Genomic DNA, 12,463 nt, shown 5'->3' with positions numbered 1-12,463 from the left:
GGAGTGAACCTCCGAAGCGCACTCAGGCCCGTCCGGCGGATCCTGCCGCGGCCGAGGGGCCGTCGCTCCGCGTCGCCCGCCGCGGCAGCGGCCGATGCCCATGTCTCCTCCGCCCGGCCACTGCACGCTCCCCACGCTCGAACGGGCTTGCGCGGCCGGTGCCCCCATCACCCCTTTCACCTGCGCCGATGAGTGCCGTTACGTTCCTGCGGCCTGATCCGGCGGACAGGCCCTAGGCTGGCTGGCACCACTAGGACCACATCTTTTGAAAGCGACCGGAGACAACGGTGCGATTCCACGACTCGATGATCAGCCTCGTCGGCAACACCCCGCTGGTGAGACTCAACAGCGTCACCCAGGGCATCCAGGCCACCGTGCTCGCCAAGGTCGAGTACTTCAACCCGGGCGGTTCCGTGAAGGACCGCATCGCGCTGCGGATGATCGAGGCCGCCGAGAAGAGCGGGGAGCTCGTACCGGGCGGGACCATCGTGGAGCCGACCAGCGGGAACACCGGGGTGGGGCTGGCGATCGTGGCCCAGCAGAAGGGGTACAAGTGCATCTTCGTGTGCCCCGACAAGGTGAGCACCGACAAGATCAACGTGCTGCGGGCGTACGGTGCCGAGGTCGTCGTCTGCCCGACCGCCGTCGACCCGGAGCACCCGGACTCGTACTACAACGTCTCCGACCGGCTGGTCCGCGAGACGCCCGGCGCCTGGAAGCCGGACCAGTACTCCAACCCCAACAACCCTCTTTCGCACTATCACTCGACCGGCCCCGAGCTGTGGGAGCAGACGGAGGGGAAGATCACCCATTTCGTGGCGGGCGTCGGGACCGGCGGGACCATCTCCGGCACCGGCCGCTACCTGAAGGACGCCAGTGAGGGCCGGGTCCAGGTCGTCGGCGCCGATCCCGAGGGGTCCGTGTACTCCGGCGGCTCCGGGCGGCCGTACCTCGTCGAGGGCGTCGGCGAGGACTTCTGGCCGACCGCCTATGACCGGACCGTCGCCGACGAGATCGTCGCCGTCTCGGACAAGGACTCCTTCCAGATGACCCGGCGCCTCGCCAAGGAGGAGGGCCTCCTGGTCGGCGGCTCCTGCGGGATGGCGGTCGTGGCCGCGCTGCGGGTGGCCGAGCGGCTCGGCCCGGACGACGTGGTCGTCGTACTCCTCCCGGACAGCGGCCGCGGCTACCTCAGCAAGATCTTCAACGACGAGTGGATGGCCGACTACGGCTTCCTGGAGGACGAGGGCCCCAGCGCCCGCGTCGGCGACGTGCTCAGCGACAAGGCGGGCGGCGCCATCCCCTCCCTCGTCCACATGCACCCCGAGGAGACCGTCGGTCAGGCCATCGAGGTGCTGCGCGAGTACGGCGTCTCGCAGATGCCCGTCGTCAAGCCGGGCGCCGGTCACCCGGACGTGATGGCCGCCGAGGTCGTCGGCTCGGTCGTCGAACGGGAGCTGCTCGACGCGCTGTTCAGCAAGCGGGCCTCCCTGGAGGACCCGCTGGAGAAGCACATGTGCGCCCCGCTGCCCCAGGTCGGCTCCGGCGAGCCGGTCGCGGACCTGATGTCGGTGCTGGGCGCGGCCGACGCGGCGATCGTCCTCGTCGAGGGCAAGCCCACCGGTGTGATCAGCCGGCAGGACCTGCTGGCGTTTCTCGCCAAGGGCGGAAAGCAGTGACGAACGTCCGGTGAACGGACCGTGATGCGGCGGAACTTGTTGTTCCCTGTCCGAGTGACGGACTTCGCGGAAGTGGTACGAGCGTGTCACGTGCGCGCAGCACACGCTTAACACGGGTCCGGCAGATTAGTGGATGTCGGCAGGGCGGGAGCGGCTCCCCGCCTCGGCCGGCACCGAACGTCCAAGGACCTCCGGAGCGGCTCCCGGACCTCCATGGACGCCTGGACGTGAGACCTGGCCCTGACCCGGTCCATGTCCCTCGCGGGGACCGCCGTCGTCCCGCCCCCCTTCTAGGGGGTGCGGCGGTCCCCGCGCATTACTTTTCCCGGCTCACACCGTCGTCGCTCTCCAACTCCCCAGCAGCGTCAGCCGCTCCGCCGTCTCCGAGCCCGGCTCCGGCGTGTACGCCACGATCGTCTGGTCCGGGTCCGTCGGGACCGTGAGGGTCTCGTAGGGGAGGGTGAGCAGGCCCGCCACCGGGTGCTGGATGCGCTTGGTGCCGTACGCGCACTCCCTGACCTCGTGGTCCGCCCACAGCCGGCGGAACTCCTCGCTCTTCAGGGAGAGTTCACCGACCAGCGCGGCCATGCGGGGGTCGTCGGGGTGGCGGCCCGCGTCGATACGCAGGTTGGCGACGGTCTGGGCGGCGACGGCGGCCCAGTCGGGGTAGAACCCCCTGGCCGCCGGTTCGAGGAAGACCTGGCGGGGGATGTTCCGCTCGGCCGGGGCCAGCGCGCTGAACCCGTTCACCGCGTCGCCGAGCGCGTTCCAGGCCAGGATGTCCATCCTGCGGCCCAGCACGAACGCGGGCGTCCGCTCCATGCCGTCCAGCAGCAGCTGTACGCCGGGGCGGATGCGGGGCCGGGCCGGCCGCCCGGTGCCCTTGCGCTGCGGGCGGGCCACCGTCAGCAGGTAGGCGTGCTCGGTCTCGTCCAGGCGCAGGACCCGGGCGATGGCGTCCAGGACCGCGTCCGAGACTCCCCCGGACTTCGTCCGGGAGGGACCCCCAGGACCTCTGCCCTGTTCGAGGCGGATGTAGTAGTCGACGCTCACTCCCGCCAGCTGCGCCACCTCCTCGCGGCGCAGGCCCGGCACGCGGCGCCGCCCGTGCGAGGGCAGCCCCACCTCCTCGGGCTGGATGCGGGCGCGGCGCGAGCGCAGGAAGTCTCCGAGTTCCCCGTCCATGGGTTCGATCGTAGGGGAGCGGCGCCCCGCCAACCTGGTTCTGCCAGACCCAGGAAAAGCTCAGCCCTGGGTAGGCCGCCCGGACCCGGCGAGTGTGGAGACACGCCACCGGGGCCGTCCCGGCGGCACTGACCAGGGAGTACCTCATGTCGTACGACAACCTGTCCGGCCGTACCGCCGTCGTCACCGGCGCCGCCAGCGGGATCGGGGCGGCCGTCGCCCTGCGGCTCGCCGAGTCGGGGGCCCGGGTGGCGCTGCTCGCCCGGCGCGCGGACCGGCTGGAGACGGTCGTGGCGAAGATCCGGGCGAACGGCGGGGAGGCCCTCGCGGTGGTCGCCGACGTCACCGACGACGCCTCCGTGCAGGCGGCGGCCGACGCCGTGCACGCGGCCTACGGGAGCGTCGACCTCGTCGTCAACAACGCCGGCGTCATGCTGCCCAACCCCGTCGACGACGGCCGTATCGACGAGTGGCAGCGCATGCTCGACACCAATGTCACCGGTGTGCTGCGGGTGCTGCGGGCCTTCACCGGGGACCTGGTGGCGGCCGCGGCCGCGGGGCGTACCGCCGACCTCGTCAACGTGTCGTCCATCGGCGCCCACGTCGTCTTCCCCACCTTCGCGGTGTACGGCGCCACCAAGGCCGCCGTCACCTTCCTCTCGCAGTCCCTGCGCGCCGAGTTCGGGCCGCGTGACGTGCGGGTCACCAATGTCGAGCCGGGCCTGACGGACACCGAACTCGGTACCCACATCGAGGGCGAGGAGCTGCGCGAGCAGGTGGCGGGCATGTTCGACGGGATGGGCGCACTGGCTGCCGAGGACCTCGCGGACCTGGTCGGCTACGTGGTGAGTCGCCCCCGGCACGTCAACCTGCGGCAGGTCGTGGTCCAGCCGACCCGCCAGGTGTGACCCGGCCCGCCTCAGGCCCCGCCTCCGGCCCCGTCTCGGGCCCCGGGTCAGTCCTCGTGGCCGCGGCCGCTCCGTTGGAACAGGCCGGGGTTGAGGCGGACGGCCTGGGTGACGTTGACGCCGACGATGCCGATCCAGGTGACGACCACGCCCGTCATGCCGCCGAACGCGCCGCTGATCGCGGAGAGCGGGATCGCCAGCACCAGCGAGACGATCCCGAAGCCGAAGCGCTCGCCCCAGGAGTCGGTGCCGCCCCTGGGGCCGCGCGCCCCCCGGGCCACCTGCATCTGCTGCTCGGCGAGGCTCCTGCGCAGCCGGCGCTCGACCGCGCCGTCGATGCGCTGGTCGATCTTCTCCAGGAAGGAGTCGGCCAGTTCCGACTCGTACTCGGGCCCCAGCTCCCTGCGGGCATGCAGGGTGGCGTCGAGTTCCTTCTTCAGGTCGGTGTCACGCGCGTCCGTCATGGTGCCCACGGTAGGGATCCGGGGCACCCGCCGCACTGGGGAAATCCCCCGCATCCGGCCGGGGGTCCGCCCTCAGGGCAGCAGCGACACCAGCCCGCTGCCGGCGTCGAACCGGGCCGCCACCACCGAGGCCCCCGCGAACCCGGAGTCCGCGCGGATCGCGTCCCGCGCCCACACCGTCTGGGCCCGCATGGTGTGTTCGGCCCAGTCGCCGGGCAGCGCCCTGGTGCGCAGGGCGGCCGGCGCGATCTGGTCGGCGAGGAGCTCCAGGTGACCGGGGACGGGCGCGCCGGTGCGCAGCCGGTCGAGGGTGGCGGTGACGGCCCCGCAGCCCTCGTGACCGAGCACCACGACCAGGGGGACGCGCAGTTCCTGCACGCCGTACTGGAGGGAACCGAGCACCGCCTCGTCCAGCACCTGCCCCGCCGTCCTCATGCTCAGCAGGTCGCCGAGGCTCTGGTCGAAGACCAGTTCCGGGGCGGCCGCGGAGTCCACGCAGCCGAGCACCGCCGCGAGCGGGTGCGGTGCGGCGGCCCGGCGCCGGCGGGAGCGGCCGGTGGCGTACCGCCGGTTGCCCTGGAGCAGTTCGTCGAGGGCCGCGCTCGCCGAGGCGGGGACGACGGCCGCCGACGCGAGGGCGACGGCCGGCGCGCCGACGGCGGTGGCCGTCGGAAGGGCCGTGGGGTTCGGGACCATGACGCTTCCTCAGGTGCTGGCGCTGATGGTTCTCATCACTCTACGCGGCGGCAACGTCACACTCGGTATTGGTTTAACGGCTCTTGGTCGGATCATCGCCCGCGCGATACCGATACGGCCGCCCGTTTCCGGCCCGTGCTCAGGCCAGCCCGTGCTGCTTCGCGTAGGCGGCCGCCACGTCCTCCGGGTCCTTCTTGTCGTTGTCGACCTGGCTGTTGAGCTGGGTGAGCTGCTCCGTGGTGAGGACGTTGCCCAGCCGGGCGAGGGCCTTGCGGACCGTGTCGTCGGCCTTGCGGTCGGCGATCAGCGGGACGATGTGCTGGCTGGGGATCAGGTTCTTCGGGTCGGCCAGCACCACCCAGCCGTTGGCCGCGATGTCGGTGTCGGTGGTGAACAGGTTCGCCACGTCCACATCACCCTTCTTCAACGCGCCCTTGACCAGCGGCCCGTCCGAGTCCAGCGACTTGAACTCCTTGAACTCGACGCCGTACACCTCCTGCAGGCCGATCGCGCCCACCCGGCGCTTCTTCACCTCGGGCGCGGCGCCGATGACCAGCTTGCCGTTCTGCTTGGCCAGGTCGGCGAGGGAGGTCAGGCCGTACTTCCGGGCGGTCGCCCGGGTGACGACGAAGCAGTCGGAGTCGGCCGCCTGCCCGTACGGCAGCACCTGGAGCCCGGCCGGCAGCGCCAGGGTGAGGGCGTTCTGCATGGTGCCCGGCTCGGCGGAGGCGTCCTTCGGGGCCAGGTAGTTGAGGAGGGCGCCCTGGTACTCGGGCAGCAGGTCGATGTCGCCCGCCTTGAGCGCGGGGATCACGATCTCCCGGGTGCCGAGGTTGGGGCGGACCTTCACCTTCACGCCGGCCTTCTGGAGCACGGCCGCGTAGAGGTATCCGAGCACCTGGTTCTCGGTGAAGTTGGCGGTGCCGATGGTGATCCCGCCCTTGCTGGAGCCGCCGCCGGCGGTCGAGCCGCTGCTCTCGTTCAGCGAGGTGATGCCGCTGGAGCAGGCGGCGAGGGCGGGGACGGATCCGGCGGCGAGCAGGCCACCGAGGAGGGTACGACGGTTCATCTTCGGATTCCCTAGGCGGTGCGGTGGCGGAAGAGGAAACGCTGGAGGGTGCTCAGGAGCAGGTCGAGGACGACGGCCACGAGGGCGACCAGCACCGCGCCGCCGAGCACCTGGACGAGGTCGCGCTGGGCGAGTCCGTCGAAGACGTAGCGGCCGAGGCCGCCGAAGGAGACGTACGCGGCGATGGTGGCGGTGGCCACGACCTGGATGAGCGCGAGGCGCAGGCCCGTCATGATCAGGGGAAGCGCGAGCGGCAACTCGACCTGGAAGAGGACCTGGTGGCCGCGCATGCCCTGGCCGCGGGCGGCATCCTTCACGTCCGGGTCGACGGCCGACATCCCGGCGTAGGTGTTGGTGACGATCGCCGGGACCGCGAGGGCCACCAGCGCCACGTACACCGGCAGCATCGAGAGGCCGCCCGCGAGGAAGACCAGCACCACCAGTCCGACGGTCGGCAGGGCACGGCCGAAGGAGGCCAGGTTGATGGCGACGAACGCGCCCTTGCCGGTGTGGCCGATCAGCAGGCCGAGGGGGAGGCCGATCGCGGCCGCGATGAGGGTCGCGAGGAGCGAGTACTGGAGGTGCTCGGCGAGGCGGTGGGCGATGCCGTCCTGCCCGGCCCACTGGGAGCCGCTGGTCAGCCAGGTGCCGAGGTTCTTGAAGAGTTCGAACATGTCAGGCTCGCCTCCGCCGCCACGGGGTCAGTACGTACTGGAGCGCCACCAGCAGGGCGTCCGCGACCACCGCGAGCAGGATCGTGAGGACCACGCCCACGATCACCGGGGTCGGGAAGTCGCGCTGGAAGCCGTCGGTGAAGAGCTGGCCGAGACCGCCGTCGCCGATGTAGGTGGCGACGCTCACCAGCGAGATGGACATGACCGTGGCGATCCGGACACCGGCCATGATCACCGGGAGGGCCAGCGGGAGTTCGACGGTGAGGAGCGTGCGCAGTGGGCGGGTGCCCATCGCCTTCGCCGCCTCCTTGGTCTTCGCGGGGACCGAGTCCAGGCCCTCGACCGTGTTCCTGAGCAGCACGACCAGCGTGTAGACGGTCAGGCCGATGACGGTCGTGGTCCGGGTCAGGCCGCTGATGGGGAGCAGCAGCACGAAGATCGCGATCGAGGGGATCGTGAAGAGCACGTTGGACAGGCCGAGCAGGAAGCCGCGCAGCGGACGGACCCGGTGGGCGACCACCGCGAGCGGCAGCGAGATCAGCAGGCCGAAGAAGACGGCGGTCATCGCGGCCTGGAGGTGGGAGAGGGTGAGGCTGGTGAGGTCGTCGGTGTGGTCGCCGATCCACGACCAGTCGATGGTCATGCCGCCACCACCCGGGCCGCGCTGTGCGCCTGGCCGGCGTGCACGTGGATGTCGTCGCGGGACGAGACACCGGTGAGGACCCCTTGGGCGTCCACCCGGGCGACGAGTCCGGTCGGGGAGGCGATGGACTCGTTGAGGGCGGCGAGCAGGGAGTCGCCGTCCGCCAGCGGCCGTACGGGGAGTTCGGCGTCCTTCGAGGCCCAGTGCAGGGGCTTGCCCGCCGGGTCCAGGGCGAGGGTCCAGTCGCCGCCCCGGGGCGCCGGGCCCTGCGGGACGTCGGCGAGGGTCTGCAGGGACAGCAGCTTCAGTCCCCGTTCCGCGCCGAGGAAGTCGGCCACGAAGTCGTCCGCGGGCCGGGCCAGCAGTTCGGCGGGCGGGGCGCACTGGACCAGGTGGCCGCCGGTGCGGAAGATCGCGATCCGGTCGCCGAGCCGGACCGCCTCGTCGACGTCGTGGGTGACGAAGACGATGGTCTTGCTCAGCTCCTTCTGGAGCCGGAGCAGTTCGTCCTGGAGCTGGGTGCGGACCACCGGGTCGACCGCGCCGAACGGCTCGTCCATCAGCAGCACCGGTGGGTCGGCGGCCAGCGCGCGGGCCACACCGACGCGCTGCTGCTGGCCGCCGGAGAGCTGGTGCGGGTAGCGCTTGCCGGCGTCGGCGGCGAGGCCGACGGTCTCCAGGAGCTCGGCGGCGCGGGCGCGGGCCTTCTTCCGGTTCCAGCCGAGCAGCAGCGGGACGGTGGCGATGTTGTCCAGCACCGTGCGGTGCGGGAAGAGGCCGGCCTGCTGGATGACGTACCCGATGGACCGGCGCAGCTCGGCGGCGTCCTGCTGGGTGACGTCCTTGCCGTTCACCTTGATCGTGCCGGAGGTCGGCTCGACCATCCGGTTGATCATCCGCAGGGTGGTGGTCTTGCCGCAACCGGAGGAGCCGACCAGGACGGTGACCCCGCCCTCCGGCATCTCCAGGGAGAGATCATGGACTGCTGTCGTGCCGTTGGGGAAGCGCTTGTGGACCGCGTCGAACTGGATCATGAGATGTCCCTTGCCCGGCTGTATAACGTCATGCAGAGTTCTCGGTATGTGAATAGCTTGTCAACGGTCTGACGTTAATCCGAGGTAACGGATGACCGAGAGGCAAGATCGAGTGTCCGGATTGAGGGGAGTTTGGGCGTGATGTCGTCTCACACTGTGGACGCTCCCGGAATGGCGCATTCCGGCCTGGTGGTCCTCGACGGCATCGGCATGGGCGTCGAGGACGTCGTACGCCTCGCCGACGGCACCGCCCGCCCGGTCCCGGGCACCGAGGCGATGCGGCGCGTGGAGGAGTCCTGGAGCGCCGCCCGGCAGATCGCCGCGACCGGCCGCGTCTACGGCCGTTCCACCGGCGTCGGCGCCAACCGGAACGAGGACGTGCCCACCGAGGCCGCCGCCGGCCACGGACTGCGGCTGCTGCGCAGCCACGCCGGGGCGATCGGCGAGGAGCTGCCCGCCCGGCAGGTGCGCGCGATGCTCGCGGTGCGGGCCAACCAGCTGCTGGCGGGCGGCGCGGGCCTCAGGCCCAGTGTCGTGACGGCCCTGTGCGAGGCACTGGAGTCGGGCGCGTACCCGGTCGTCAACGAGTTCGGCTCGGTCGGCACCGGGGACATCGCGGCGCTGGCGCAGATGGGCCTGGCGCTGGCGGGGGAGCACCCCTGGCGGGGCTCCGGCGCGCCGGCATCCCAGCCACTGGACAACAACGACGCGCTCGCCCTGATCAGCAGCAACGCCCTCACCCTCGGCCAGTCCGCGCTCGCCCTGCACGAGCTGCGCGGGCTGATCGAGGCCACCCAGGTGGTGGCCGCCCTGTCACTGCTCGCCGTCGACGGTTCCCACGAGGCGTTCGCGGCGCCCGTGCACGCGGCCCGTCCGCACCGGGGCAGTGTCGAGGCCGCCCGGCGGATGCGGGAGCTGATCGGCGCCGCCGACCGGCCGACCCCGCCGCTCGGCCGGATCCAGGACCCGTACGGCTTCCGCTGCGTGCCCCAGATCCACGGCCCGGCCCAGGACGCGGCCGATGCCCTGGAGGGCGTACTGGCGATCGAGATCAACGCGGCCGCCGAGAACCCCCTCATCTCCCCCGAGGACCTCGCCGCCTACCACCACGGCGGCTTCTACCAGGCCCAACTCGCCCTCGCCCTGGACCACTTCCGGCTCGCCGTCACCCAGGTCGCGCGCCTGTCCACGTCCCGCCTGTCCACCCTCAACGAGCCCGCCTACACCCGGCTGCGCCCCTTCCTCGCCGACCACGAACCCGCCTCCTCCGGCGTGATGATCCTGGAGTACGCCGCCGGCGCCGCCCTCGGCGACCTGCGCGCCTTCTCCGCGCCCGCCTCCCTCGGGCACGCTGTACTCTCCCGAGGCGTCGAGGAACAGGCCAGTTTCGCCTCGCTCGCCGCCCGTCAAACGCTGCGCGCCTGCCGTGCGTACCGTCTGGTGGTCGGCTGCGAACTCGTCGCCGCCGTACGGGCGCTGCGCCAGCGCGAGCTGCGTCCCGACCCCGGGCTCGGGGCGGGGCGGGCGCTGGAGCTCGCCGAGGCGGTGCTGGAGGGGGACCCGGCCGACCGGCCGCTCACGGACGACGTCACCGCGGCGGCCGGACTGCTCGACCGGTTCACGGACATCTGGAGGGGGAGCACGTCATGAACGTGACCGACAGCCCTGCGACTCGGTTGCAGGCGCTCTTCGAGGGGCACCGGCTCACGCCGACCCAGCGGCGCATCGCGCACAGCATGGTGCGGCGCGCCGCCGACGTGCCCTTCCTGTCCAGCGTGGAGCTGGCCGAACTGGCCGGGGTCAGCCAGCCCTCCGTCACCCGCTTCGCGGTCGCCCTGGGCTTCGACGGCTATCCGGCGCTGCGCAAGCACCTGCGCGAGGTCGTGCCCCCCGAACAGGCGGCCGGCAACGGGACGTACAACGAGTACCAGCAGGCCGTCGAGGCCGAGATCGAGAACCTCCGGCACCTCGCCGAGGTGCTCGCCGACCCGCGCCCGGTGCAGCAGGCGGGGCGGCTGCTGGCCGCGTCCCGGCCGCTGCCGGTGCTCGGCCTGCGCGCCGCCGCCTCCCAGGCCTACGGCTTCGCCTACTTCGCCGCCAAGGTGCACCCGGACGTGCGGCTGCTCAACGAGGGCGGCACGATGATCCACGACCGCATCGACGCGGCCGTCCTCGCCGGTGCCACGGCACTGCTGTGCTTCGCGCTGCCCCGGCATCCGCGCGAGGTCGTGGACACCCTGGGCTATGCCAAGGAGGCCGGGCTCACCGTCGTGACCGTCGCCGACTCCGCCTTCGCGCCTGTCGCCAAGGTCTCCGACCTGCTGCTGCCGGCCGCCGTCGGCACCGGGCTCGCCTTCGACACGGCCTGTGCGCCGATGCTGCTCGGCCGCGTGCTCCTGGAGGCGATGTGCGACGACCTGCCGGACGCACAGGCCCGCCTGGAGGAGTTCGACACGCGGGCGGCGGCGCGCGGTCTCTTCGTCGAGTAGGCGGCTTTAAGACTCGTCTCACGTTCGCTGGTTAGCGTCCCGCCATACGGACTGGGCCGAGACCGGCGAGGAGGCTGCGGACATGGCGCGCGCGGGACGAGGGACACGCGGAGGACAGGGCCTGGCCCGGGTGGCCGTGGTCGTACGGGCCGGGGCCGCGCCGCTGTGGTGGTCCGGGGTGGTCGCGGCGGGCGTCGGCGTGCTGCCCTCCGGGATCACCGGGCGGCGCATCGGGGTCATGGCCGGGGCCGCGCTGTTCATCATCGCCGCCGCCGTCGTGGCGCTCGTCCGGCGCAAGCGGTACACCGCGCTGGTGCACGGCGCCGCCCGGGCCGGCAAGCACGACGTGCTCCAGGACCGGGCGGTGACCGTGCGGAACTGGCGCCGGGGACACCGCTGGTGGTTGCTGCTCGCCTTCGCCGGCGCGCTCGGCAGCGCCTTCGCGATGCCCGCGGCGGGCGGCATGCTGCTCGCCGGGACCGGCACCGGGCTGCGCCTGAAGGCGGCCTGGCTGGGCCGCCGGGAGAGGGCCGGCGAACAGCTGGTGTGGCTGCGCGTCGACTGGCTCGACGAGCGCGGCGGCCGCCCGGCCGGCAAGGCCGTCAAGGCCTACCGCGGTACCGGCATCGCGGCGGGCGACGCGGCCCCGGGCGGGGCCCGCCGCCGCACCGCGGCGCTGGTGTGAGGCCGGTCAGACCTCCAGGTCCTCCTCGACCTTCTTCAGCTGGTGCCGGGCCATCGCCAGGTTGGCGCGGGACTGGTCGAGCACCAGGTAGAGGAAGAGGCCGTTGCCGCCCCGGCCCTTGAGCAGCCGGATCAGGTGGTACTGGTTGGAGAGCGTGATCAGGATGTCCTCGATCTCGCCCTTGAGGCCGAGGTGCTCCATGGTGCGCATCTTGGCGCGGATCACGTCGGTGTTGCCGGCCGCGGCCACGTTCAGGTCGAAGGTCTTGCTGCCGCCCATCGTGCCCAGCGCCATCCCGCTGGTGTAGTCGACGAGCGCGACGCCCGTCGCGCCCTCGATGGAGGTGAGGCACTCTTTCAGGGCGGTTTCGGTGTTGGCCATGACTTTCTGGTTCCTTTCAACTGTTCAACTGTCGGTTGCGGTGCGCGCGTCGGTGGTGGTGCTGGTGCGTGGCGTGCGCGTGGTTCTGGTCCGTGTGGCCGCGCTGCGGGCCGGGCGCAGGGCCTTGGCGGCGGCCTCGGCGGTGTCGACCAGCTCACCGATCCGGGCGGCGGCCCGGCGGCCCTCCAGGTGGAGCCGGCCGACGTTCACCCGGTCCTCGGCGAGCAGGGTGAGCACGGCGCTGTGTCCGGCGGCATAGGTGGCGACATAACCGTCCTCGCCGCGCACCAGCAGCTCCTTGAGTTCGCCCTTGCCGGTGGCGTCGGAGACCCGGACGGCGACGCCGAGCTCGGCCGCGGTGAGCGCGGCGAGCCCCTCGGGATCGACGCCCGGGCAGTCGTGGGCGACGACCAGGCCGTCGACACCGGCCGCGAGGGCACCGGTGAGCTGGGGCATCCGGGTGCGTAACCGGCGCAGTTCGTCGAGGACGGCCTCTCTGTCGGAGCTGCCGGGTTCTGCCGCCATCAGCTGTCTCCTCTCGGCGGGGCGGTGCCGT

Annotated in this window: 14 protein-coding genes; 5 read left to right on the top strand and 9 right to left on the bottom strand. The window is 72.1% G+C overall.

Going from position 1 to position 12,463, the window contains the following annotated elements:
• Positions 1–287 precede the first annotated feature (287 nt).
• Positions 288–1,679, top strand: coding sequence for a cystathionine beta-synthase (locus OHB00_RS21570; RefSeq protein WP_406436606.1), 1,392 nt, complete (start codon positions 288–290; stop codon positions 1,677–1,679).
• Positions 1,680–2,009: 330 nt separating this feature from the next.
• On the opposite strand, the gene OHB00_RS21565 is transcribed toward OHB00_RS21570, so the two are convergent.
• Positions 2,010–2,864, bottom strand: a complete 855-nt coding sequence (locus OHB00_RS21565; RefSeq protein WP_406436605.1) for a helix-turn-helix transcriptional regulator — start codon at positions 2,862–2,864, stop codon at positions 2,010–2,012.
• A gap of 146 nt (positions 2,865–3,010) precedes the next feature.
• Here OHB00_RS21565 and OHB00_RS21560 point away from each other — a divergent pair, with 146 nt between their 5' ends.
• Entirely contained in the window at positions 3,011–3,772 is a 762-nt protein-coding gene (locus OHB00_RS21560; protein WP_406436603.1) for an SDR family oxidoreductase, read from the top strand.
• Positions 3,773–3,819: 47 nt separating this feature from the next.
• On the opposite strand, the gene OHB00_RS21555 is transcribed toward OHB00_RS21560, so the two are convergent.
• From OHB00_RS21555 to OHB00_RS21530, 6 genes are all read right to left on the bottom strand, one after another.
• Positions 3,820–4,236 carry a hypothetical protein gene (locus tag OHB00_RS21555; RefSeq protein WP_406436601.1) on the bottom strand — a complete coding sequence of 139 codons (417 nt, stop codon included), beginning with the start codon at positions 4,234–4,236 and terminating at the stop codon, positions 3,820–3,822.
• 72 nt (positions 4,237–4,308) lie between these two features.
• Positions 4,309–4,932: a carbonic anhydrase gene (locus OHB00_RS21550; RefSeq protein ID WP_406436600.1), complete on the bottom strand. Its 624-nt coding sequence runs from the start codon at positions 4,930–4,932 to the stop codon at positions 4,309–4,311.
• A 139-nt stretch (positions 4,933–5,071) separates the two neighbouring features.
• Positions 5,072–6,001, bottom strand: a complete 930-nt coding sequence (locus OHB00_RS21545; RefSeq protein WP_406436598.1) for an ABC transporter substrate-binding protein — start codon at positions 5,999–6,001, stop codon at positions 5,072–5,074.
• An 11-nt stretch (positions 6,002–6,012) separates the two neighbouring features.
• Entirely contained in the window at positions 6,013–6,675 is a 663-nt protein-coding gene (locus tag OHB00_RS21540; protein WP_406436596.1) for an ABC transporter permease, read from the bottom strand.
• Between the two features lies 1 nt (position 6,676).
• Complete coding sequence (locus OHB00_RS21535; protein ID WP_217550740.1) at positions 6,677–7,318, bottom strand: ABC transporter permease; 642 nt, start codon at positions 7,316–7,318, stop codon at positions 6,677–6,679.
• On the bottom strand, positions 7,315–8,352 hold the full coding sequence (locus OHB00_RS21530) for an ABC transporter ATP-binding protein (RefSeq protein ID WP_406436594.1): 1,038 nt from the start codon (positions 8,350–8,352) through the stop codon (positions 7,315–7,317). Before OHB00_RS21530 ends, OHB00_RS21535 begins: the two co-directional genes overlap by 4 nt.
• 141 nt (positions 8,353–8,493) lie before the next feature.
• Here OHB00_RS21530 and OHB00_RS21525 point away from each other — a divergent pair, with 141 nt between their 5' ends.
• From OHB00_RS21525 to OHB00_RS21515, 3 genes are all read left to right on the top strand, one after another.
• Positions 8,494–10,002 carry an aromatic amino acid ammonia-lyase gene (locus OHB00_RS21525; RefSeq protein ID WP_406436592.1) on the top strand — a complete coding sequence of 503 codons (1,509 nt, stop codon included), beginning with the start codon at positions 8,494–8,496 and terminating at the stop codon, positions 10,000–10,002.
• Positions 9,999–10,841 (top strand): MurR/RpiR family transcriptional regulator, encoded by an 843-nt coding sequence (locus OHB00_RS21520; protein ID WP_406436590.1) that lies wholly within the window; start codon positions 9,999–10,001, stop codon positions 10,839–10,841. Before OHB00_RS21525 ends, OHB00_RS21520 begins: the two co-directional genes overlap by 4 nt.
• Before the next feature lie 82 nt (positions 10,842–10,923).
• Positions 10,924–11,526, top strand: a complete 603-nt coding sequence (locus tag OHB00_RS21515; RefSeq protein WP_406436588.1) for a hypothetical protein — start codon at positions 10,924–10,926, stop codon at positions 11,524–11,526.
• A gap of 6 nt (positions 11,527–11,532) precedes the next feature.
• On the opposite strand, the gene OHB00_RS21510 is transcribed toward OHB00_RS21515, so the two are convergent.
• Positions 11,533–11,907: a hypothetical protein gene (locus OHB00_RS21510; RefSeq protein WP_406436586.1), complete on the bottom strand. Its 375-nt coding sequence runs from the start codon at positions 11,905–11,907 to the stop codon at positions 11,533–11,535.
• A 24-nt stretch (positions 11,908–11,931) separates the two neighbouring features.
• The gene (locus OHB00_RS21505; RefSeq protein ID WP_406436584.1) at positions 11,932–12,432 is read right to left on the bottom strand and encodes a roadblock/LC7 domain-containing protein; all 501 of its coding nucleotides are present in this window, start codon (positions 12,430–12,432) and stop codon (positions 11,932–11,934) included.
• Between the last annotated feature and the right edge of the window lie 31 nt (positions 12,433–12,463).

Origin of the sequence: Streptomyces sp. NBC_00631 (genome assembly GCF_045206895.1) — a bacterium.
GTDB lineage: Bacteria > Actinomycetota > Actinomycetes > Streptomycetales > Streptomycetaceae > Streptomyces.
The sequence above is the reverse complement of the archived record's forward strand: the minus strand, read 5'-3'. Positions and strand labels throughout refer to the sequence as shown.